We start from the raw sequence: 21,031 nt of genomic DNA, 5'->3' as shown, positions 1-21,031 counted from the left end.
AACGCGTCGCTTTCTTGACCACGCCGCCCGTCCCGAACGGTATGACAGACGCAGACTCGTCATCGACGCCCGAGGATCCCACGCCCGAATCGACGCGCCGCGAGACGCCCGGCGGCGGCGTTCGACCGACAGCGGACGAGATCGAGCCCGCGGCCCCTGCGGAGTTCGGTCTCGTGCAGGCGTGGTGGGGCGACGGCAAGGGCAAGACCACGGCGTCGCTCGGGATGGCGTTCCGCGCCGCCGGGCACGGCTACCGCGTGCACGTCCTCCAGTTCCTGAAGGGCGGCGCTGATTCGGTCGAGGGCGTCCGCGGCGAGTACAACGCCATCGCGTCGGTTCCGGGCATCTCCTATGAGAACACCGGCCACTACGGGTGGCACGGCCTGCTCGACGGCTCCGACGACGACGAGCACCACGCGAAGGCTCGCGGCGCGCTCGCTCGGGCCGAAGAGATCGTCGCCGGCGCAGCCGACGCCGACTTGACCGAACCGCTCGCCCCCGACGCCGACCCCGAAGACGGCGTTCACCTGCTCGTCCTCGACGAGATCCTCTACGCCGTCGAGCAGGGGCTCCTCGACGAGTCGGACGTGCTCGACCTCCTCGACGCCACGCCCGAGAACCTAGAACTCGTCCTGACCGGGAGCCACACGGAGCCGACCTACCTCCTCGACGACGCCGATTTGGTGACTGAGGTGCGGAAGCTGAAGCACCCCTTCGACGCGGGGATTCGGGCGCGGAAGGGCACGGAGTACTGATGCCCGCGGGGGTCGACGGCGACGCCGCTGCGCCGACCGCGGACGCGGCAGAGACGATCCTCGTCGCGGGCACGGCGAGCCACGTGGGTAAGAGCACGGTCGCCGCCGGCCTCTGTCGCCGCCTCGCCGACGCCGGCGTCGACGTCGCGCCGTTCAAGGCACAGAATATGAGTAACGAAGCCCGCGCAGTCGTGCGCCCGGGCGCGGTCCGAGCGAGCAAGGGGGCGGCCACCGCCGAACGCGACGATCCGGCGTTCGGCGAAATCGGCGTCTCACAGTTCGTCCAGGCGCGCGCGGCGAGGGTCCAGCCGACGACCGACCACAATCCCGTCCTCCTGAAGCCGCGCGGCGAGGGCGAGTCACAGGTCGTCGTCGACGGCGTCGCCGTCGGCCACTATGCGGCCGGCGAGTACTACGACGCGCACTGGGAGCGGGCCCGAGCGGCGGCCGAAGCGGCACACGCTCGGCTCGCGGCCGAGCACGACGTCGTCGTCGCCGAGGGCGCGGGCTCCATCGCCGAGATAAACTTCCACGACCGCGACCTCGCCAACGTCGAGACCGCCCGCTTCTCGGACGCGTCGATCCTGCTCGTCGCAGACATCGAGCGCGGTGGCGTGTTCGCGTCGATCCTCGGGACGCTCGAACTCCTCCCCGACGACGTCCGCGAGCGGGTCGCCGGCGTCGCGATCACGAAATTTCGGGGCGACCGCTCCCTCCTGGAACCGGGCATCGACGAAATCGAGGCCCGCACGGGCGTGCCGGTCTTGGCTGTGCTCCCGTACGACGACCCCGGGCTTCCCGAGGAGGACAGCGTCTCGCTGCCGGCCCCCGACGAGCGCGAGACCCGCGGCGACGACGACGGCGTCTCCGATGCCCGGAGCGTCACCGTCGCAGTCCCGCGACTTCCCCGCGCGTCGAACACGGCCGATCTGGACCCGCTCGCGTCCGAACCGGGCGTCCGAGTCGCGTTCGTTCCGCTCGATGCCTCGCTGGACGGCGCCGACGCCGTCGTCATCACCGGGACGAAGAACACCGCCGACGACCTGCAGGCGCTCCGCGAGGCCGGGTTCTCCGAGCGACTGCAGGCTTTCGAGGGCCCGATCGTCGGCCTCTGCGGCGGCTATCAACTCCTGGGCGAGCGCCTCGTCGCCGCCGATGTCGAAGGCGTCGGTGCGGACGCGACGCGCGAGGGGATCGGCCTGCTCCCCGTCGAGACCGAGTTCTCCGCCCGAAAGCGTGTCGCGCCCGTCGAGTGGGAGCTCGAGGGGACCGGGCCGCTGGCCGGCGCGTCCGGCACCGTCGCCGGCTACGAGATCCACGCCGGGGAGACCCGGCCCGCCGACGCGGCGGACAGCGCGGGACCGGTCGCGACCCCGTTCACGGCCGCGGGGCGGGACCCGCTCACGCTCGGCGCGGCCGCGGGCGAGACGCTCGGGACCTACCTCCACGGACTCTTCGAGAACGAGGCGGCGCGCGCGGCGTTCGTGAACAGCGTCTTCGCGCACGCGGGCCCCCAGCGCCCGCCCGAGCGACTGCACGGGGAAACGCGCGGTGCCGACCCGTTCGAGCGCGCTGCCGACCTCGTCGGCGCTGTTTCACTTGCGGCCCTGCTCGCGTCGGTTCCGGGGGAGTAGCGCCGAACACCGCCGTTGCGCCTCGGACTCGAAGACTTTTGAGGGGGTGTCGCGTGCGTCAGGTATGGTCGAAGCGTTCGCGGTCGCCAGCGGCAAGGGCGGCACCGGAAAGACGACGAGCACGCTGGCGCTCGGGATGGCGCTCGCAGAGCGATACGACGTGACGGTCATCGACGCCGACACCGGGATGGCGAACCTCCTCTTTCACACCGGCCTCGACGACGCCGACGTCACACTGCACGACCTGCTGCTCGCCGAGCGCGACGTCCCGGTCTCCGCGGCCGTGTACGATCGCTTCGGGATGTCTGTGGTGCCCTGCGGGACGAGCCTCACGGCGTTCGAATCGGCGGATCCGGGGCTCCTCCGCGACGTGGTCGCCGAACTGGCGGCCGACACCGACGTCCTCCTCCTGGACTCGCCGGCAGCACTCGGCTCGAAGAGCGCCGTGCTTCCGATCGTCCTGGCCGATCGGATCGTCGTCGTGCTCCAGCCGACGGTGCCCTCGCTGTCGGACGGCCTGAAGGTGCAGGAGTACGCCCGTTCGTACGGCACCGAGACGGCCGGCGTGCTGTTCAACCGCGCGCGCCCCGACGAGGACGTCGACGCCGTCGCCGACCAGGCCGCCCGCTACTTCGGCGGCACGACGCTGGCGAGCGTCCCCGAGAGCGACGCCGTGCGCGCGGCCCGTCGCGCCGGGGAACCGCTGCTCGCGCACGCACCGGGCGACCCCGCCGCCGATGCATTCCACGAGGCGGCGGCGGCGCTCGACGTGCGCGCCGGTGATGCCGCGGGCGTCGCCGATCGGTTCCGGAGCGCCGTCGTGCCGGACCGTCCGTGAGGATGCTCGCCGACGGCCACATCCCCGAGGGCGACCTCTGCCGGTCCCGGACCGACGCGGACGTCGGCGCGACCCTCGCCGACGTGCTGGCGCGCGAACTCACTGGCTACGTCGTCTTCGAGCCGCAGGGATCGATCCTCCTCGGCGACGACGAACGGGCCGTCGTCACCTTCGAGGCGGGCGTGCCGGTCTTGGCGTACCACCCCGGGAGCGACGCCGGCGGCGCGGCCGCGCTCGACGCGCTCACGGGCGAACTGTTCCACGCCGAACTGTACGAACTCCCCGCCTCGGCGCTGGCGGCGGCCCACCGCGTCGACGAGTTCCGGGTCGCCCCGACCGCGCCGGCGCGACGACTCGCCGGGGACGACGCCCTCGTCGAGCGCACGCGCGCCGCTGCCCCGGACGAACGAGTCTCTGAGGAGGACGCGCCGAGCGCGGTCGAAGCCTTTCTGGCCGATACGGAGGGCATCGAAGCCATCCGCGAGGAGGCTCGTGCTGAGGCCCGCTCGCGTGCTGCCGAGTGGGGACTGACGGGGCAACTCGACGACTCCGAAGAAGGTCACTGATCGGCCCCCTGCCGGCGATCGGTCGGCATAGAATCGACGGCAGGGCGGCTTGGAATCGACGGCAGACAGGCACAGAATCGACGGCGGATCAACCCGGAACCGACGGTATATAGGTTCGGACGCCGTACTGTCTTCCGTGAGCGTCTTCTCATTACTACGTGCGCGGACGCCTGCGGATTTCGCCGACTGGTTCCGACCCGGGGGCGAGTACCTCCTGCGGGTCGCCGACGGGATGGGGTTCCACACCGGCGATCTCGCCGGGTTCATCGACGAGGCCGAGACCGCGATGCGCGCCGGTCGGACCGGCGAAGACGTCGCGCCGGCGGTGAACCGACTCGTCGCCGCAGACCTCTATGCCGACGCCGCCTTCGGCCTGCCGTTTTTGGAGTGGACGCCCGTCTGGTACGAACTCCCGCTGACCGCCCCGGTCGCCTACGCTGACTGGCGGCTCAGGCGCGTCGCTGACCAGTACGCGCGAACGATCGATCACCTCTCAGTCCCGCGGTTCAGTCGGCCGAAGGACGTCATCTCCCACGGTCGTCCCGCCATCGAGTCGGTGTCCGGCTTCGCCGATCGGTTCGCCTTCGCGGACGCGATCCTCCACCTGGAGTGGTTCGACTACGTCGCCGGCGAGTGCGGCATCGGCGTCCCGCCGGAGTTGATCGCCGAGACCCGCTCTCAGACGGTCGGCTACTACGTCGGCGACCTCGCGCTGGAGGATCTCGACCCGACGGTCAGGCGGTTTCAGTACCTGCTCTTCACCGACGACGAGTGGGTGCGAGACACCGACGCGCGGTACGGACTCGACAGTTCCCTGCTCGCGCTCTGGGTGCGCGTATGCCGCCGCGAGCGCGAGCGCTTCGGCGGCGATCGTCCGTCGAGCGCTAATTGAACCACTGACTCGCGAGGTGGTATCGGAGGACTTCCTCGGTGCCGTCGATGAACGGGCCGATGTCGATCTCGTCGACGGTACGGTCGAGTGCGACGAGCCGGCGGTACTTGTCGTTCCATCGCGAGAGGAACTCGGTTTCGAGGTCGTGCTCGTTGATCCGCTCGATCACCTCGCTCGCCGTCTCGGGGTCCGGGTCCGCCGGGTCGGGGAGCTCCTCGACGCCGACGATGTCACGCTCGACCGCCGAGACGACGACGCCCGAGCTCACGTCGCCCTCGTAGACCTCCCGTTCCCAGGTGCTGAGCCAGTTGCCGATCCGGGCCATCTGTTGGGCGATTTCGACAGCCTCCCGCAAGACTGAGAGATGATTCCGGTACTCGGGAGCGGTGTGCATGAGATCGATATCGAGGAAACTGTGCATCCCCATATTGTGGGACTCATACCGGCCGAGGTCGTCGACGGTCGCCAGCTCCGGTCGATCGATGGCCAGTCTACTGTACTCGATCGACGTGACGACTTGCCCGACGTCGAACCGGAAGAGCGGGGCGTACTCGTCGAACTTTGGGGCGCGCTCCAGTCTATCGAGGAGCGTCTCCCAGACACGCACGGCGAATGCGGCGTACGGTTCGTCGACGCGGGGCGGCCCTCGCCCGCTGCCGTCGGCCAGTTCGAGCGACCGACCGAGGGCCGCACTGTCGTTCCAGCCGTTGAGGCGGATGAGGCCCGTTATGGCGTCGAACGTCCTGAAATCACGGTGCTTCTCGATCAGATCGTCCAGGACCGTCACGAAGATGACGAGGATCGTGTTGTCGACCGCGATGGCCTCGCGGTAGGACTCGTCGACGAACGGCATCACGTTCTTCGGCGCGAGGTGGTGTATCCACTTCCACAGGAACGTCGATCGCGCTTCTTCGAAGTTCTGATACTCCGAGACCAGATCCTGCACTGCCGGAGGGAGGTCGTGCTCGTAGATCGATTCCAGTAGCGTGACGGCCCGGTCGTCGTCGACGGACTCGACCACGCTCGCCGCGGGTTCTCTCAGCGCCACCGTACGTCCGCTCTCACAGTCGTCCTACCTAAGCGGTGGGGTATCGACAATAAAGAACCGACGACCGGCTCCCCGGGACGCCGCGTTACTCTCGGGGTGAAAACTATGGAGGTCCGGGTATCCGTCCGTATTAGCCGGGATTACTCCTGTGTGGTAAGACAACATAAAAATTTATTATATGGGTCGTAAAAAATTATGAGTGATGTCTTCGAACAGTGACAACGGTCGTTCGCGGTCACGGCGACGGTTTATTCACGCAACCGGGATCGCAGCGCTTGCAGGTATCGCGGGTTGTAGCGGCAATGGTGGCAGCGGTGGCGGCGACGACACCGCCGAGAGCACTGCAACCGAAACAGAGAGCGGTGGCGGAGGCGGGAGCAGCGGTCCCGTCGAAGTTCTCCACGGATGGACCGGCGGCGACGGTGCCCGTGCGGCCGAGGCGCTCACCGCCGCGTTCGAGGAAGCACACCCCGACGTCGGCCTCGATATGAACCCCATCGGCGGTGGCGGGAACCAGAACCTCGACGCGGTCGTCGCGAACCGACTGCAGAGCAACGATCCGCCCGGTGCGTTCGCTAACTGGCCCGGCCCGAACCTCCTCCGCTACGAGGGCGTCCTCGGCAGCGTCGACGACGTCTGGGAGGAGAACAACTTCGAGGAGGTGATGGTCGATGAGGCCATCGAGCTCCACCAGCAGAACGGGAGCTACCGCGCCGTCCCGCTCGGATCGCACCGCCTGAACTGCCTGTTCTACAACGTCTCGGTCGTCGAGGATGCGGGCATCGACGTCGAGTCGCTGAACAGTCCCTCCGCACTCATCGACGCCTTCGAGACGGTCGCCAGCGAGACCGACGCGGTCCCGATGACCCACGCGATGGGCGGGACGTGGACGACGACGCAGCTGTGGGCCGCCGTGATGCTCGGCGTCAACGGCTATGAGTCCTATATGGACTTCCTCGCGGGCGACGGCTCCGAGAGCGACGTCCGCGCGGCGTTCGAGACGACCGCGGAGATGCTCGAAAACTACATCTCTGACGACGCGGCGTCGCTGAACCTGACGGCGTCGAACCAGAACATCATCAACGGGAACGCGGCGTTCATCCACCAGGGTAACTGGGCGGCGGGTGCCTACCGTAACACCGAGGACTTCGCGTACGACGAGGACTGGGGCTTCAAGACGTTCCCCGGCACGGAAGGGATGTACACCCTCCACTTCGACTCGTTCCTCTACCCGGCGAACAACCCGACCCCCGAGGCCTCGAAGACCTGGGAAGCGTTCGTCGGAAGCCCCGAAGCGCAGATCGCGTTCAATCAGTACAAGGGCTCGATCCCGACGCGAACCGACGTGAGTATGGACGCCTTCGGGCCGTACCTGCAGGAGACCGCCGAGGACTTCGCGGACGCGGAGTTCCGGCCGCCGAACCTCCAGCACGGACTCGGCGTCTCCTCCCAGAAGATGACCCAGCTCAACGAGGTCATCTCCTCGGAGTTCACCGGGCCCTACAACGTCGACGCAGCGACGCAGGGCTTCCTGGACGCCGTCTCGAACTGAACCCCGCCGTATGCTGGATTTTTATCGTCGGTTGTACCACGCGCTCAGCCGGTCGTCGCGGGACGAAGAGACGGCACGCCCCGACGGCGGCGTCGTGAGCGACGGCTCGGTCACGGACTCGTCGGCGTCTGAACCGGGGCCCATCGAACGGCTCAGCTCGGCGGCGGACCGGCGGTTCGGGAGCGACTTCATCGAGTCGACGCCGTTCTGGCTCCCGCCGTTCCTGCTGATGGCGCTGTTCGTCTACGGGGCGATCATCTGGAACCTCCTGATCTCGCTGACCGACTATCAGGGCTTCGCCAACGCCCCCGACTACTCGAATCTCGACCTCGACAACTACGCCCGCGCGCTCGCGGATCCGGGATTCATCGACGCTGCGGTCAACACGTTCATCCTGCTCATCGCGTTCACCGTGGCGACGCTCGCAGTCGGGCTCGTGCTGGCCATCCTCGTCGACAGGGGGATCCGGTTCGAGAACACGTTCCGGACGATCTACCTCCTGCCGATGAGCCTCTCGTTCGTGGTCACTGCCCAGTTCTGGCTGTGGATGTACAACTTCAACAACGGCATCGTCAACCGAATCATCGGGGTGTTCGGTGTGGGTCCAGTCAGCTGGCTGGGCAATCAGGGGATCGTCCTCTGGGCCATCATCTTCGCGCTGATGTGGCAGTTTTCGGGGTACGCGATGGTCGTGTACCTCGCCGGCCTCCGCGCGATTCCGACTGAGCACTACGAGGCGGCGCAGGTCGACGGTGCGTCGACCCTGAAGATGTACTGGCGGGTCATCATCCCCCAGTTGAAGGGCGCGACGATCAGTGCCGCAGTCGTCCTGATGGTGTTCGCGATGAAGGCCTTCGACTTCCTCTACTCGCTGGTCGGTGGCTACCGACCGCCGAACGGGGCGGACATCCTGGCCACGAAGATGGTGCGTGAAGCGTACGCGAATCTCAACTGGGCTTACGGGGCGGCCATCGCCATCGTCCTCTTCGCGATGGCACTCTCGGTCATCGGCCCGTATCTCGTCTACGAGTACCGGAGGAACAACCTATGAGCGATCGCAAGATACGAACTGACGGCAGCGGCGCGACGGTGACTGGACGGCTGCGACGGAACGTCGAAGGGCTGACGCTCGAAGATGTCGGCCTGTACGTCGCGTTGCTCCTGATGGCGGGGTTCTATCTCGTCCCCATCGAGTCGGGGCTGGTCACGTCGATCAAGACCGGCACCGCGATCCTCGAGACAGCGCCATTCGCACCGCCGGGATCGGCGGGATTCACGCTGGAGAAGTGGCAGACGGCTATCGATGCACTCGTGCGCGGGATGGGTAACAGCCTGCTGTACGCGGTGCCCGCCACGGTCATCTCCGCGGCCGTCGGCAGCCTGACGGCGTACGGGCTGACCATCCCAGACTGGAAGGTCTCGTACAAAGCACCGCTGCTCGCGATCATCATCTCGGGGATCTTCATCCCCTATCAGGCCGTGTTGGTGCCGCTGACACAGTTCTGGTCGCAGTGGGTCCAACTCGTCCAGCACCTCTCGTTCGTGTGGGCGCTCGGCGTCCCCGACGACTACGCCGGCATCATCGAACTGGTCATCACCCACGTGGCCTACGGGATCCCCATCTGTACGCTCCTCTTCCGGACGTACTACAAGAACCTGAGCGAGGAGATGATCGAATCGGCACGCCTCGACGGGGCGTCGCTCCGTCGGGTCTATCAGCGCATCGTCCTCCCGCTGTCGGGACCGATGTTCGCGGTCGTTCTCATCTATCAGTTCACGCAGATCTGGAACGACCTCCTCTTCACGCTGGTGCTGGTCTCGACGGAATCGAGTCCGGCCGCGCCGGTCGTGTTGATCCTCGCCGGCCTCGGAACGTCGATGGAGGGCCAAGACTTCGCGCTCCGGATGGCCGGAGCGTTCTTCGCGGCGCTCCCGACGCTGGCGGTCTACATCTTCTTCGGCGACGAGTTCGCCGAGGGGGTGGCGGCGTGAGCCGTCCCCTGCGACCCGGCCGCGGCGCGATTCCCCCCGCGAAAGAGATAGTTGCGTGGCACCTGAACGACTACCCCATCACAACTCACAGATATGGCAACGCTTGAACTCGATTCGGTAACGAAGGTCTTCCAGGACGGCAACGACGAAATCCGCGCCGTCGACGGCGTCTCGGCGTCGATCGACGACGGGGAGTTCATCGTCGTCGTCGGCCCCTCGGGCTGCGGGAAGTCGACGATGCTACGGATGATCGCGGGACTCGAGACGATCACCTCGGGGACTATCTCGCTGGCCGACCGCGTCATCAACGACGTGAAATCACAGGACAGAGACATCGCGATGGTGTTCCAGTCCTACGCGCTGTACCCGCATATGAGCGTCCGCGAGAATATGTCGTTCGGGCTGGAGGAGTCGACCGACCTCCCGGACGACCAGATCCAAGAGATGGTCTCAGAGACGGGAGAGTTGCTCGGGATCTCGAACCTGCTCGACCGGAAACCGACTGAACTCTCCGGCGGCCAGCAACAGCGCGTCGCGCTCGGCCGCGCCATCGTGCGCGACCCCGAGGTGTTCCTGATGGACGAGCCGCTGTCGAACCTCGACGCGAAGCTCCGCGCACAGATGCGGACCGAACTCCAGCGGCTCCAGGACGATCTGGGCGTGACGACGGTCTACGTGACGCACGACCAGACGGAGGCGATGACGATGGGCGACCGTATCGTCATCCTCAACGACGGCAAGTTGCAACAGATCAGCACGCCGCTGGAGTGCTATCACGAACCGGCGAATCAGTTCGTCGCCGATTTCCTCGGCGAACCGTCGATGAACTTCTTCGACGTGACGCTGGAGAACGGCGTCCTGCGCGGTGAGGCCTTCGAGTACCCCATCGACGCCGAGACGGAGGCGGACCTCGGCGGCACGACCGATCTCGTCTTCGGGATCCGTCCCGAAGACATCGAACTCACCGAGCGCGCGAACGATGCGCACGACTTCGAGACGGTCGTCGACGTCGTCGAACCGATGGGCGACGAGAACACGGTCTACCTCCAGTTCGCCGCTGCCGCGGGCGAGGACGACGACACGCTCGTCGCGACGACAGACGGCTTCACTCGCGTCACCGAGGACGATACGGTCGTCGCCCGAATCCCCGAAGAGGCGATCCACCTCTTCGATCGAGCGACGGGCGAGGCCCTCCACAACCGCTCGCTGGAGGACGACATCGAAGCGGTCGAACTCGACTGACTCGCCGCGCGCTTTTTATTACCGCTCCCAGTAGCGCCCCCGCTCGACGCCCTCAGCGACGAGTGCGGCGGCGGCGACGTGTGCGTACGCGAACCAGACGAGCGCCGCGAGCGCCGCGAGGCTCCGCGTCGCCGTCGTCGCCAGGACGCTCCAGGAGAGCACGACGAGGACCGTCGCTCCGACCCACGAAAGGAAGTACGCGCTGGAGGCCGTCCCGCGGAGCGCCTCGCGCTGCAGGCCGGCACGGAGTCCGTCTTCGACGCCCCTGACGGCCGCTGCCGGGAGCAGGTACGCGCAAACGACGGTGATGAGCAGCGCCACCGTCGCCAGCGTCGCCGTCGTTATGCCCCCGATGACTGCCGGGATGGCACCGCTGCCGGTGACGTACCCGACGGCGACGATCGTCAGCGCGGGCACGAACAGGTAGCCGACGGCGACGCCGAACAGCCGGGCCGCGCGTCGAACCGTCTCGCCTGTCGGCAGGTGGGGGAACCCCTCGCCGGAGAGCACGCCGCTGATGAACCCGAGAAACCCGAAGACCGGTATGATGACGAGTGCGAGCGGCGCCAACGCGGCCCAGTCGGGCCACAATCGCGCGGCGGCCCGGAGCAGTGCCGCGGCCAGCAGGAGAGCCAGCAGGCACTTGGCGGTGCCGTCCAGCCGCGACCGGTCCGCAACCGGGTAGCGGAGTGCCTCGAGAAACACCTCAGTTCACCCGGCGTCGGCCGGAAACAAGGGTATTCGGGCGGCTGTCGGTCGTTCGGGACACGTCTCAGTTACCCAGGTCGGTCCGCAAAACGGTGTCGGTCCCGCTCGCCGTTCCCGGCGTCGCCCGGGGACTCGGTCACCAGCGCTGGTGGACGTGCTCGCGGATGTACTCGTCGTAGACGCTGCGAACGGCCGCGTGGCGCTCCGCCGACAGCCGAGGCAGGTCCGCGGCGGCGACGTTGTCACGGATGTGTGCCGGGCTCGAGGAGCCGGGAATGACAGTGGTCACGGCGTCGTGATCGAGGATCCAGCGGAGCGCGAACTGCGCCATCGACTGCCCCTCGGGGACGACGGGCTCGATCGCGTCGACGGCCTCCAGCCCCCGCTCGAACGGGACGCCGGCGAACGTCTCGCCGACGTCGAAGGCGTCGCCCTCGCGGTTGAAGTTCCGGTGGTCGTTGTCCGGGAACTCCGTCTCCGGCGAGAGCGCGCCGGTCAGGAGCCCGGAGGCCAGCGGCACGCGGACGATGACGCCGACGTTCCTGTTCGCGGCCTCTCGGAGGAACAACTCTCGCGGGCGCTGGCGGAAGGGGTTGAAGATGATCTGTACCGTCTCGACGCCGGGGTACTCGATGGCCTTCAGCCCCTGTTCGACGCGCTCGACACTGACGCCGTAGTCGTCGATCCGCCCCTCCTCACGGAGCGTTTCGAGCGCCTCGAAGGTCGACGGCTGATAGTAGACGTCCGTCGGTGGACAGTGCAGTTGGACGAGGTCGAGCGATTCGACGCCGAGTCGCTCGCGGGAGTCGTCGACGAACTCCCGAAGGTGGGCCTCGTCGTACCCGTCGGCGGTGTGCGGGTCGAGCATCCGTCCGGCTTTCGTCGCGACGAACGGGTCCTCGTCGCGCTCCGCCAGCACGTCTCGGATGAGGCGTTCGCTGCGGCCGCTGCCGTACACGTCGGCCGTGTCGAGGAAGTTGACGCCGGCGTCGAGCGCGGCGTTGATCGCCTCGCGTGCCTCCGCCTCCGCGACGTCGCCCCAGTCGCCGCCCAGTTCCCACGTGCCCAGTCCGATTTCGGTGACCTCAGCGCCCGTCCCGCCGAGTGGTCGCGTCTCCATAGTCAGATATCGCGATCGCAGTTGCCTAACACTTCGGAAAGCGTCACCGCCGATCGACCCACCCGCGCCACTCGATGCTCACTCGACGTCGACTGGTTCACCGCGGCTCGCGCTCTCGTACAGCGCGTCGATGACGCGCATATTCGCGATCGCCTCCGCACCGCCGGTCCGTGGTTCCGCCCCCGACTCGACAGCGTCGATGAACGCCTCGACCTCGGCACGGTACTGATCGAGCGGCTCGAACCGCTCGTGACCGTGTCGGCCGTCGATCTCGTACTCCAGCGCCGCCGGTTCGTCGGTAGAGACGTTGAACGCCGGGTCAAGCTCCAGCCAGCCGTTCTCGCCCTCGACGCGGCATCGCTGGACCTCGGGTGCGTCGAACGCGCCGTCGACGTGCGCCATCCGTCCGTCCTCGTACTCCAGGATCCCCATCAGCGTGGTGTCGACGCCGGCGTCGCGGGTGTCGTTCTGGTACGCGTAGACGCGGTCCGGCTCACCCAGGAACAACCGCGCGGCCGAGACGGCGTAACACCCGACGTCCATCAGCGCCCCGCCGGCGAGGTCGGGATCGAGGCGGACGTCGTCGGGGGTGCCTTCGAGCCGGAATTTGAACGAGGCGTTCAGCGAGTGCACGTTGTCCAGTTCTTCGCGCACCAGTTCGACGGCGCGCTCGGTCCGCGGGTGGTACCGGTACATAAACGCCTCCATCAGGGTCACGCCCGCGTCCCGGCAGTACTGAACTACCGATTCTGCCTCCTGCGCGTCGGCCGCGAGCGGTTTCTCACAGAGGACGTCGAGGCCCTCGTCGGCCGCGCGCTTCGTCCACTCGGCGTGGAGTCCGTTGGGCAGCGGGTTGTAGACCGCGTCGATCTCCGGGTCAGACAGCAGTTCCTCGTAGGAGCCGTACGTCCGCGGGATGCCGAACTCCTCGGCCACCTGGACGGCCCGGGACTCGTCCCTGGAGGCGATGGCAGCCGCGGAGTGCTCGGTCTCCCGGAGGGCCGGGAGGAGTGCCGTTCGCGCGATGTCTGCGGTTCCGATGATGCCGAAGCGCATACGTCCCAGTTTCGAGTCACCGAAATAAAGCCCGTGTGAACCGTCGACGTCGACGGGCGCCCCAGACCGACAGTCACGGTTGCCGACAGGTCCAATCGGTTCGTCCGCACACGCCGGCCCGGTTTTCTTCCGATGAGTGTCGCGTGAATTTATATACGATGCCGAAAGATCCGCCGTATGCATTGTAGGCATACTGCCGCGGTGAGGGAATGACTCCGGCAGACAGCTCGGTCGCCTCCGGCACCGAGAGACCGACGGTCCCGGCCCCCGAGCCGCCGGGCAGTCGCGCCGCGTGGTACGCGCGCGACGTCCGATCGCAGTACGAGGTCGCCCCCGGCGTCGTCACGACCATCCGTGACGCCCCCGACGGCGTCGGTTTCACGTACCACCTCCGGGAACCGTCACTGCGCGCGGAGTCCGAACGCGCGCTCGAGGAGATCCGCGAGTACTTCTCCGGCGTGGAGGGTCGCCGGCCGCTCACTCGACAGGGAACCGCCGAGCGCGCGGCCGCGGGGCTTCCGCCGAAGTACCGCCGGGTGCTGGACCGACTGCTCGACGTGTCGCCGGCCGCGCGCCGTCGAATCGACTACCACGCAATCTGCGAACTCCGGTTGCTCGGGGCACTCACGCCCATCGCGCTCGACGACCGCGTCGACGTCGTCGACCTCGACGGCGAGACCGACGGGGCGCTCGTCGTCCACACCGAGGACTACGCGCCCGCCGCGACCGACTTCCGCGCGGACGCGCCCTTCGCCAGCCGCGTCGCCGGCCAGCGGCTCCGCCGCTACACCGTCTCCTTCGCCGGCTTCGACGTCGAGGTCGTGGTCCACCGCGACCGGCTCCTCGGCGACGATCGCTTCGAGGCGAAGTACGCCGTCCTCGAACCCGATTTACTTCCGGGCGACGAGGCACTGATCGCCGAGTGCAAAGAGCGAATCTGGGAGGCCAACGTCGAGGAAATCGTCGAGGAGCGCACGGCGTTCATCCGCGAGCGCGCCCGGCAGTTCCTCTCGCGGCGGCTCACCGCTCGCAACACCCGCGCGTGGCTCGCAGCGACGCGTTACCGCGCCCGGAGCGCCCTCGCCGCGTATGGGTTCGGGGTCCCGCCCGTCGACCGCCGGTACGCTCAGGACCGCCTCGACGACCTGGTCTACTACGTCCTACGCGACTACGTCGGCGAGGGCGTCCTCACCATCCCGATCCGCGATCCGCACCTCGAGGACGTCGAGGCCAACCGCGTCGGCGAGCGGGTGAAGGTCGTCCCGCGCGCGGACGTCGTCCGCGCCGGCGAGCGCGTGCCCACCAACCTCTCGTTCGAGGACGAGAACACGTTCGTCAACGTAGTCACCCAGTTGGCCGCCGCCGACGGGGTCGAACTCAGCGCGAGTCAGCCATCGGCGAAGGTGAACCTCCGCCCCGCCGGCGTCGCGCCCGACGCGACGGGGCACGGCGAGACGATCCGCTGTGCCGTCGCGCTCCCGGTCATCTCCGAGGACGGCCCCCACGTCTCGATCCGGAAGCAGGCGGCGTCGCCGCTAACGCCGATCGAACTCGTCGGCTTCGGCTCGATTCCGACCGAACTGGTGACGCTCCTGTGGCTCTGCTATGAGCACCACCGGGTCGTGCTCTTCTCGGGGCCGACGGGCGCGGGCAAGACTACTCTGATGAACGCCCATATGCCCTTTATCCCGTACGATCACCGTCCGATCAGCATCGACGAAGGCTCCCGCGAGGTGTATCTCCCGCACGAGACCGGCGTCTCGCTGACCACGCGCGACCACGAGAACGCGTACAAACGCGTCTCGATGGCCGACCTGATGACCGAAGCCAACTACCTCAACCCCGACGTCGAGGTCATCGCCGAAGTCAACACCCCGGAATCGTTCGAGACGTTCGCTGAAGTGTTGAACACGGGGCACGGCGTCGTCGGTACGACTCACGCCGAAGACATCGAGACGCTCGTCAACCGGGTGATCGAACAGGGGCTCCCGGGCTATCTCCTCCGCGAACTCGACGTCGTCGTCTTCCCCCGGCGGGTCGACGGCGAGCGCTACGTCGGCTCGGTGGTCGAACTGCTCTCCGCCGACGCGGCCGAATCGCTGCCGGCGTCAGCGCGGACGGGGGTCGTCGAGAAGGACGGGATCACGCTGCACTACAACACGCTGCTGTGGCGCGAGACCGACGGCTCGTTCGGGATGGCCTACGACCACCCCACGCTCGGCGGCGACGATGCCGCGACCGACGGGGAGACCCACCGTCGCGCCCTCAGGCTCTTTCACCGACTCGCCGCCGCGACCGACCGCGACGTCGCGGACGTCGAACGCGAGTTCCGGCGCAAACAGGGGTACGTCGAGTACCTCCGGCGAGAGCGCGTGACCGACGTCGACGACCTGTTCGGCTTCCTCTCGGACCTGCGGACCGACGAGGCCGCGACCGTCGAGCGCGTCCGGCGACAGCGGGCGCACGAATCAGACGGCGTGAGCGGATCCAGGACTGACGGCGACGCCGACCCCGCTCGTACGGTGGACGCCGCCGCCGACCGCCGCGGGGACGGGCCGTGATCGGACGGGTCGCAGACGCCCGGTCAGACGGGACCGGTGCGGACGACGACACCGGCCTGCAGACCGCGGCGACCACGAGCGACGACGACCGTCCGCGCGGTGCGGGCGTCGCCCGCGACGCGTCTCTCGGCGCGTTCGACCGCGCGGCGTACGCGCTCTTCGCTGGCCGGGCCGACACGCGACGCCACGAGCGCGACCGACGCGCGTATCGCGGGACCAACCTGACCGTGGCGTTCGACGTGTACCTCGCACGCGTCTACGCCCTCTCGTGGCTCCTCGGGATTGGACTCGCTGGAGCCGCCGCCGCGACCGTGCTCGCGCTCTCGCCGGCCGCGATCGAATCGACCGGCACCGCACTACTGACCCGTCTGAGCCGCATCGGCAACGGCGGACTGGCGACCGCGCTCCCCGGGGCGATTCAGGCCACGAGCCGGACGCCGCTGGTGCTTGCGGGCGCCGCCGGACTCCTCACCGCCGGGGGCGTCCATCTCGCCGTCGTCTACACCGGCGGCCGGTACCTCCGGTGGCTCGCGGCCGCCCGCCGCGCCGACATCACGCGGACGCTCCCCAGCGCGGTTCGATATCTGAACGTTCTCGCCTCGGGCAGCGACGGCCGGCGGGCGATGCTCGGACGGGTCGCCGCCACCGACGCGTACGGCGAAACGGCCGTCGCGCTTCGGCAGGCGCTCAACACCGCGGCGATGACGGGCAACGTCGACGAGGGGCTCCGGCGAATCGCCCGGGACACCCCGGCTCAGGACACGCTCGCGCCGTTTCTCCTGAAGTTCCGCGAGCACGCCGATCAAGGCCCCGACGCACTCGCAGAGTACCTGGCGATGGAGAGTCGGATGCTCCGCCACCAGCAGGATCGGGACCGCAGTCAAGCGCAGGGGTTTCTGGAACTCCTCGCGGAACTGTTCGTCGTCCTCCTCGTTCTCCCGGCGCTCCTCGTGATCGTACTCACCGTGATGAGCATCGTCTCGCCAGCCCTCGCGGCGACCGTCGAGACGCCGCTCGGAGCGGTCTCGCTTCGGGCCCTGGCGGTCTACGGGAGCGCCGCGTTCGTGTTACTCGTCGGCGCCGGAACCGCCGTGCTCGTCACGCGGCTCAGGCCACCTGACCAGAGCGTCGACTATCCACAGCCAGCGGGGGCGATCGAGGCGCTTCGCTCGGCGACGAGGAATCCAGCGAGTGCGACTGTCGCCTTCGCACCGATCGGGATCGCGGCGTGCGTCGCCTCGCTGTTGCTCGGCGTCGGCGTCATCGTCTCGCTACTGGTCGGATACGTCGGCTTCGCCATCCCGGTCGGACTCGTCGCTGTCCGGCGATCGCGGCTCGACGACGGCAAGGACCACGAACTCAAGGACTTCGTGCACGCCGTCTCGGGGCACGTGTCGCTCGGCCGCCCGTTCTCGGAGGCGGTCGAACACGTCGCCCGCGACGTCGACCTCGGGCCGCTGAACGGCGACGTCGCCGATCTCGCGATGAACCTCCGACTCACGACGCCGCTCGACGCTGCCGAGACGGACCTGCGGACAGCCGCGCTCGACCGGTTCGTCGACCGGGTCGGCACGCCGATGGCCGAGCAGACGGTCGGCCTGGTGATCGGCGCACTCGACGCCGGCAGCGACACGGGCGTCGTCTTCGAGACCCTACAGGGCGAAGTCGGCCGGCTCTATCACGAGAAGCGTGCCCTCCGCGCCGCGATGCTCGTGTACGTGGCCGTCGGCTGGACGACCGCGCTCCTGATCGTGGGGATCAGCGTCGCCACGGGCGTCACCGTCTTCACGGGCTTCGATCGGTTGTCGACGATGTCAGCGCTCTCCGGGCTCGCGGTCGACCCCGCCGCGGTCGACCTCGCTCGCGATCAGTTCCGCCTCTACGTGACCACGCAAGCGACGATGATCGCCGCCGGCTGGTTCGCGGGCGTCGCCAGCCGGGGGCGCTACGAAGCGCTGCTCCACTCGGGCTGTCTGGTCGCGCTCTGTCACGTCGTCTTCACCGGGATGGGGTTGGTGTGACGGGCGCGTCGAGCCCGGGGGCTGCTTCCGGTGAGCGCGCACAGACCGCCGTCGTCGGCGTCGCGATCCTGCTCGGGCTCACCGTCCTCGCGGTCGGCGGGCTGACCGCCACGACCGGATCCGTCGTCGAGGACGGCGCAGCCACCGCGGCGGCGACCCGCGTGGCCACCGATTTCGAGACCGCACTCGGACCGAACCCGGGACCGCGAGCCACGACCATCGACCTGGCGTCGGGGTCCGTCCGCGTCGTCAACCGATCGGTGTGGGTGCTCGACGCCGACGGCGTCGTCTGGGCCGGGCACGCGGGCGCGATCGTCTACGACGACGACGGCCACCGCGTCACGGGGTTCGCCGGTGCCGTCGTCCGAACCGACGACCGCGGGGACCGCGTCGTCGCGCCGAGCCGGATCGCCCCGGCGAACGGGACGCTCTATCTCGGCGTTCCGGTGCTGAACGCCAGCGGCGCTGACGGCGTTGCGACCGGCGGACACCGGCTCAGTGTGACGCTTCACACCGTCGCACGAACCGAACGAATTGATCTCCCGCGATCGACGTACCGCGTCGCGGTCGAGACCGAAACGCCGGCGGCGTGGGAACGCCACCTGCGCGAGCGCGGCGCGACGACGACCCGACGCGACATCGACGGCGACGGCACCACCGCTGTCGTCGCGTCGTTCCCCGGTCGGCGGACGGCACATCTTGTCGTCCGCGACGTCCGTCTCGCTGTCGAGGTGGGACGGTGACCCTGCTCACCCGCGTCTGTCGGGCTCTCACCGGCGACTCCGGCACCGATCGAGGGCTCTCCCCGGTCGTGGGCAAGACGCTCGAACTCGGGATCGGCGTCCTGTTCGTCGCCCTTCTGACAGCGACGTTCTTCGGCGGCCTCGTCCCGGACTACCGCGCCACTGTCGGCGCGGAACTCGGCGACCGAGCGCTCGTCGCCGCCGGGGACCGACTGGAGACGGCCGCCCCGAGCGAGCGATTCGATCGCATCGATCGTCGCGTGACCGTCCCCCTCCCGGAGACGATTCGGGGCGACGCGTACCGAATCGTCGCCGCAGACGACGCGGGCGATCCGACCCTCCGACTCGTCCACCCGCATCCGTCGATCGGGGGTCGGCTCCGCCTCGCGATCCCGCGGCGGGCGTCGATCAGCGGCTCGTGGACGAGTTCGTCGCCGTCGTGGGCGACGGTCTCCGTGACCGAGGAGTCGTTCGCCGTTCGGCTCGTCGATGGCGGCGGCCTCGGCACCGACGCTTCCACGGCGACACCGGTACCGACGCCAAGTCCGGGAGGCTCACCGTGAGCGCCTCGCAACTGCGCGCTCCAACGGACCGCGCACAGGCGAACCTGATCGGTTTCGCCGTGGCGGTGATCGTCGTCACCACGGTCGCCGTCGTCGGGGTCGCACTCGCGAACGACGCCGTCGCCGACGCCGACCGGCGGCCGCTCGCGACGCACGCGGCCGAACGCCTGGCGGACCACCTCGTCGCCGCGGACGCCGCCCACACCCGTGGCCCCAACGTCCTCCGATCGAGAGCCACGGCAAACCTCACACCCGCCGCGCTCGACGCGGCGGTCCCGCCGCTCCGGAACCGCTCGTTCCGCGTCTCGCTCGGCACCGAGACGGTCGTCGTACGGGGCCACCCCTCCGCAGCCGTCGCCGGTGGCTCCGCCGATCGACGGGGCGCTCGGGTCACCCGACGCGTCCGGATCGAACGGGCCGTCGAACGGTCGACACGGATCGATCTCGCCGACCGACGCGCGGTCACACTCCGAGACCACGCCGGTCCCGTGGTGGTAGTGGTCGACCCCGCTCCGGGGCAGTCGATCGCGACGCTTCGGGCGGGCGACCGCATCGTCCTCCACGATCCCGACGGCCTGGCGGGCCGGTACGTCGTGTCGGTCCCGCAGACGCGCCCGCTCGACCTCGTGTTCGTCACCCGCGGACGGCCCGTCGTCGTCGGGGCGACTGCGACTGTCACCTGGACGGAACCGACCGCGCGGACCGCGTCGCTGGTGGTGGTCGTCGGTGGCTGAGCGGACCGATCGCGGCCAGCTCGCGACGTCGCTCGTCGAGGCGACGGTGGGCGCACTCCTGCTCCTCTCGGTCGTGGCCGGGTTCCTGTGGGTGCCCGTCGGAGACGCTCCCGACGCGAGGCTCGACCGGCACGCGGCGGACGCGCTCGCCGTGCTCGACGCGGAACCGCCGGCGGGGACCGGTCGCAGCCGGCTGTCCGCAGCGTGTCGGTCTCCCGCCGCGTTCGCGACGGAGCGGACCGAACTCGCCGCCCGCCTCGATGCGGTGCTGCCGGCTGCGGCGTTCGGACGGCTCGAGACGCCGTACGGGGCCGTCGGTCCAGCCCCACCGGCCGCCGTGTCCGCCGGGACGGCGACGCGTTCGACCGGGCGGTGCGTCCTCTCGCTCCGGGTGTGGGTCCCGTGATTCGACGCCCCGACGACCGCGGGCAGATCGTCCTCGTCGCCGCCGCGGTCGTCGCTGTCGCGCTCCTCGCGATGACGGTCGCGTTCGCCCAACTCGGCTACGACGGCGATCGCGCGAGTGCGAGCGACGTCGACGTCGCCTCGCTCTCGACGATCGACCGCAGCCTGACCGCCGCGGTCCGCGCCGCCGCGCAGGACGCGACTGCGGGAACCGACACCATCGCGTGGCGGGACCGACGTGCGGTCGTGACCCGGATCCGTGCGTCTCTGTCCGCCGATGTCGAACGAATCGAACGCGTCCACGCCGAGCGCGGGCGGTCGCTGTCGGTCGCATTCGACGGTGCCGGAGCGATCCGGTTTGCGCGGGCCGACTGTCCCGCTGGCCCCGGTCGCACGTTCGGGCCGTGCCGCGCGATCGACGGTCTCGTCGTCCAGGAGCGGGCCGGTCGGACGACACCAATCGCCGCAGTCGTCCGCGTTCGCATCGTCTCGCCGACCGAGTCCTCGACGGCTGTGTTCGTCGTGCGCGTCGTCTCCTGATCTGCACGCGCTCCGATCGTGACCGGCAGAGATAGAGTCAAATTTCCAATAAGAATGTCGG

At 68.8% G+C, this 21,031-nt stretch carries 20 protein-coding genes; 16 read left to right on the top strand and 4 right to left on the bottom strand.

Annotated features, from left to right (window positions below; all coding sequences use genetic code 11):
* Positions 1-41: 41 nt before the first annotated feature.
* The 5 genes from BLU74_RS01395 (at position 42) to BLU74_RS01375 (ending at position 4,685) form a co-directional block, all read left to right on the top strand.
* Entirely contained in the window at positions 42-755 is a 714-nt protein-coding gene (locus BLU74_RS01395; RefSeq protein WP_089764326.1) for a cob(I)yrinic acid a,c-diamide adenosyltransferase, read from the top strand.
* Positions 755-2,389 (top strand): cobyric acid synthase, encoded by a 1,635-nt coding sequence (locus BLU74_RS01390; RefSeq protein ID WP_089764324.1) that lies wholly within the window; start codon positions 755-757, stop codon positions 2,387-2,389. Before BLU74_RS01395 ends, BLU74_RS01390 begins: the two co-directional genes overlap by 1 nt.
* A gap of 64 nt (positions 2,390-2,453) precedes the next feature.
* Positions 2,454-3,227 (top strand): nucleotide-binding protein, encoded by a 774-nt coding sequence (locus BLU74_RS01385; RefSeq protein ID WP_089764322.1) that lies wholly within the window; start codon positions 2,454-2,456, stop codon positions 3,225-3,227.
* Between the two features lie 2 nt (positions 3,228-3,229).
* Positions 3,230-3,793, top strand: a complete 564-nt coding sequence (locus tag BLU74_RS01380) for a DUF8054 family protein (protein ID WP_089764319.1) — start codon at positions 3,230-3,232, stop codon at positions 3,791-3,793.
* Positions 3,794-3,929: 136 nt separating this feature from the next.
* Entirely contained in the window at positions 3,930-4,685 is a 756-nt protein-coding gene (locus tag BLU74_RS01375) for a DUF8116 family protein (protein ID WP_089764316.1), read from the top strand.
* On the opposite strand, the gene BLU74_RS01370 is transcribed toward BLU74_RS01375, so the two are convergent.
* Positions 4,678-5,733 (bottom strand): hypothetical protein, encoded by a 1,056-nt coding sequence (locus tag BLU74_RS01370; RefSeq protein WP_089764314.1) that lies wholly within the window; start codon positions 5,731-5,733, stop codon positions 4,678-4,680. The genes BLU74_RS01375 and BLU74_RS01370 overlap by 8 nt on opposite strands.
* A gap of 202 nt (positions 5,734-5,935) precedes the next feature.
* Between BLU74_RS01370 and BLU74_RS01365 the strand changes: the two genes are divergently transcribed.
* The 4 genes from BLU74_RS01365 to BLU74_RS01350 all read left to right on the top strand — a co-directional run bounded on the left by BLU74_RS01365 (position 5,936) and on the right by BLU74_RS01350 (position 10,519).
* The gene (locus BLU74_RS01365; RefSeq protein ID WP_089764312.1) at positions 5,936-7,285 is read left to right on the top strand and encodes an ABC transporter substrate-binding protein; all 1,350 of its coding nucleotides are present in this window, start codon (positions 5,936-5,938) and stop codon (positions 7,283-7,285) included.
* A gap of 10 nt (positions 7,286-7,295) precedes the next feature.
* Entirely contained in the window at positions 7,296-8,336 is a 1,041-nt protein-coding gene (locus BLU74_RS01360; protein ID WP_089764309.1) for a carbohydrate ABC transporter permease, read from the top strand.
* Positions 8,333-9,277: a carbohydrate ABC transporter permease gene (locus tag BLU74_RS01355; protein ID WP_089764306.1), complete on the top strand. Its 945-nt coding sequence runs from the start codon at positions 8,333-8,335 to the stop codon at positions 9,275-9,277. The genes BLU74_RS01360 and BLU74_RS01355 overlap by 4 nt, the downstream gene beginning before the upstream one ends.
* A 93-nt stretch (positions 9,278-9,370) precedes the next feature.
* Positions 9,371-10,519 carry an ABC transporter ATP-binding protein gene (locus BLU74_RS01350; RefSeq protein ID WP_089764303.1) on the top strand — a complete coding sequence of 383 codons (1,149 nt, stop codon included), beginning with the start codon at positions 9,371-9,373 and terminating at the stop codon, positions 10,517-10,519.
* An 18-nt stretch (positions 10,520-10,537) separates the two neighbouring features.
* On the opposite strand, the gene BLU74_RS01345 is transcribed toward BLU74_RS01350, so the two are convergent.
* The 3 genes from BLU74_RS01345 to BLU74_RS01335 form a co-directional block, all read right to left on the bottom strand.
* Positions 10,538-11,224, bottom strand: coding sequence for a DUF4013 domain-containing protein (locus tag BLU74_RS01345; protein WP_089764301.1), 687 nt, complete (start codon positions 11,222-11,224; stop codon positions 10,538-10,540).
* Between the two features lie 139 nt (positions 11,225-11,363).
* Positions 11,364-12,347: an aldo/keto reductase gene (locus tag BLU74_RS01340; protein WP_089764298.1), complete on the bottom strand. Its 984-nt coding sequence runs from the start codon at positions 12,345-12,347 to the stop codon at positions 11,364-11,366.
* A 78-nt stretch (positions 12,348-12,425) separates the two neighbouring features.
* Entirely contained in the window at positions 12,426-13,403 is a 978-nt protein-coding gene (locus BLU74_RS01335; RefSeq protein WP_089764295.1) for a Gfo/Idh/MocA family protein, read from the bottom strand.
* Positions 13,404-13,612: 209 nt separating this feature from the next.
* Between BLU74_RS01335 and BLU74_RS01330 the strand changes: the two genes are divergently transcribed.
* From BLU74_RS01330 to BLU74_RS01300, 7 genes are read left to right on the top strand one after another with little or no spacing between them, the layout of a single operon-like run.
* Complete coding sequence (locus BLU74_RS01330) at positions 13,613-15,964, top strand: type II/IV secretion system ATPase subunit (RefSeq protein ID WP_089764293.1); 2,352 nt, start codon at positions 13,613-13,615, stop codon at positions 15,962-15,964.
* 56 nt (positions 15,965-16,020) lie between these two features.
* On the top strand, positions 16,021-17,985 hold the full coding sequence (locus tag BLU74_RS01325) for a type II secretion system F family protein (RefSeq protein ID WP_089765219.1): 1,965 nt from the start codon (positions 16,021-16,023) through the stop codon (positions 17,983-17,985).
* On the top strand, positions 17,982-18,728 hold the full coding sequence (locus tag BLU74_RS01320; RefSeq protein ID WP_089764290.1) for a DUF7289 family protein: 747 nt from the start codon (positions 17,982-17,984) through the stop codon (positions 18,726-18,728). Before BLU74_RS01325 ends, BLU74_RS01320 begins: the two co-directional genes overlap by 4 nt.
* Entirely contained in the window at positions 18,725-19,291 is a 567-nt protein-coding gene (locus tag BLU74_RS01315; protein ID WP_089764287.1) for a DUF7266 family protein, read from the top strand. The genes BLU74_RS01320 and BLU74_RS01315 overlap by 4 nt, the downstream gene beginning before the upstream one ends.
* Positions 19,288-20,025 (top strand): DUF7263 family protein, encoded by a 738-nt coding sequence (locus tag BLU74_RS01310; RefSeq protein WP_089764285.1) that lies wholly within the window; start codon positions 19,288-19,290, stop codon positions 20,023-20,025. The genes BLU74_RS01315 and BLU74_RS01310 overlap by 4 nt, the downstream gene beginning before the upstream one ends.
* The gene (locus BLU74_RS01305) at positions 20,018-20,431 is read left to right on the top strand and encodes a DUF7262 family protein (protein WP_089764282.1); all 414 of its coding nucleotides are present in this window, start codon (positions 20,018-20,020) and stop codon (positions 20,429-20,431) included. The genes BLU74_RS01310 and BLU74_RS01305 overlap by 8 nt, the downstream gene beginning before the upstream one ends.
* The gene (locus BLU74_RS01300) at positions 20,428-20,970 is read left to right on the top strand and encodes a DUF7261 family protein (RefSeq protein ID WP_139175572.1); all 543 of its coding nucleotides are present in this window, start codon (positions 20,428-20,430) and stop codon (positions 20,968-20,970) included. The genes BLU74_RS01305 and BLU74_RS01300 overlap by 4 nt, the downstream gene beginning before the upstream one ends.
* Positions 20,971-21,031: the final 61 nt, after the last annotated feature.

Origin of the sequence: Halobellus clavatus, assembly GCF_900107195.1 — an archaeon.
GTDB lineage: Archaea > Halobacteriota > Halobacteria > Halobacteriales > Haloferacaceae > Haloquadratum > Haloquadratum clavatum.
The sequence above is the reverse complement of the archived record's forward strand: the minus strand, read 5'-3'. Positions and strand labels throughout refer to the sequence as shown.

Bases quoted from the DNA above. Each gene is read 5' to 3' on its own strand.
- BLU74_RS01380 (WP_089764319.1), top strand. From the start codon at position 3,230: ATGCTCGCCGACGGCCACATCCCCGAGGGCGACCTCTGCCGGTCCCGG.
- BLU74_RS01395 (WP_089764326.1), top strand. From the start codon at position 42: ATGACAGACGCAGACTCGTCATCGACGCCCGAGGATCCCACGCCCGAA.
- BLU74_RS01335 (WP_089764295.1), bottom strand. From the start codon at position 13,403: ATGCGCTTCGGCATCATCGGAACCGCAGACATCGCGCGAACGGCACTC.
- BLU74_RS01340 (WP_089764298.1), bottom strand. From the start codon at position 12,347: ATGGAGACGCGACCACTCGGCGGGACGGGCGCTGAGGTCACCGAAATC.
- BLU74_RS01330 (WP_089764293.1), top strand. From the start codon at position 13,613: ATGACTCCGGCAGACAGCTCGGTCGCCTCCGGCACCGAGAGACCGACG.
- BLU74_RS01390 (WP_089764324.1), top strand. From the start codon at position 755: ATGCCCGCGGGGGTCGACGGCGACGCCGCTGCGCCGACCGCGGACGCG.
- BLU74_RS01365 (WP_089764312.1), top strand. From the start codon at position 5,936: ATGTCTTCGAACAGTGACAACGGTCGTTCGCGGTCACGGCGACGGTTT.
- BLU74_RS01350 (WP_089764303.1), top strand. From the start codon at position 9,371: ATGGCAACGCTTGAACTCGATTCGGTAACGAAGGTCTTCCAGGACGGC.
- BLU74_RS01360 (WP_089764309.1), top strand. From the start codon at position 7,296: ATGCTGGATTTTTATCGTCGGTTGTACCACGCGCTCAGCCGGTCGTCG.
- BLU74_RS01385 (WP_089764322.1), top strand. From the start codon at position 2,454: ATGGTCGAAGCGTTCGCGGTCGCCAGCGGCAAGGGCGGCACCGGAAAG.
- BLU74_RS01355 (WP_089764306.1), top strand. From the start codon at position 8,333: ATGAGCGATCGCAAGATACGAACTGACGGCAGCGGCGCGACGGTGACT.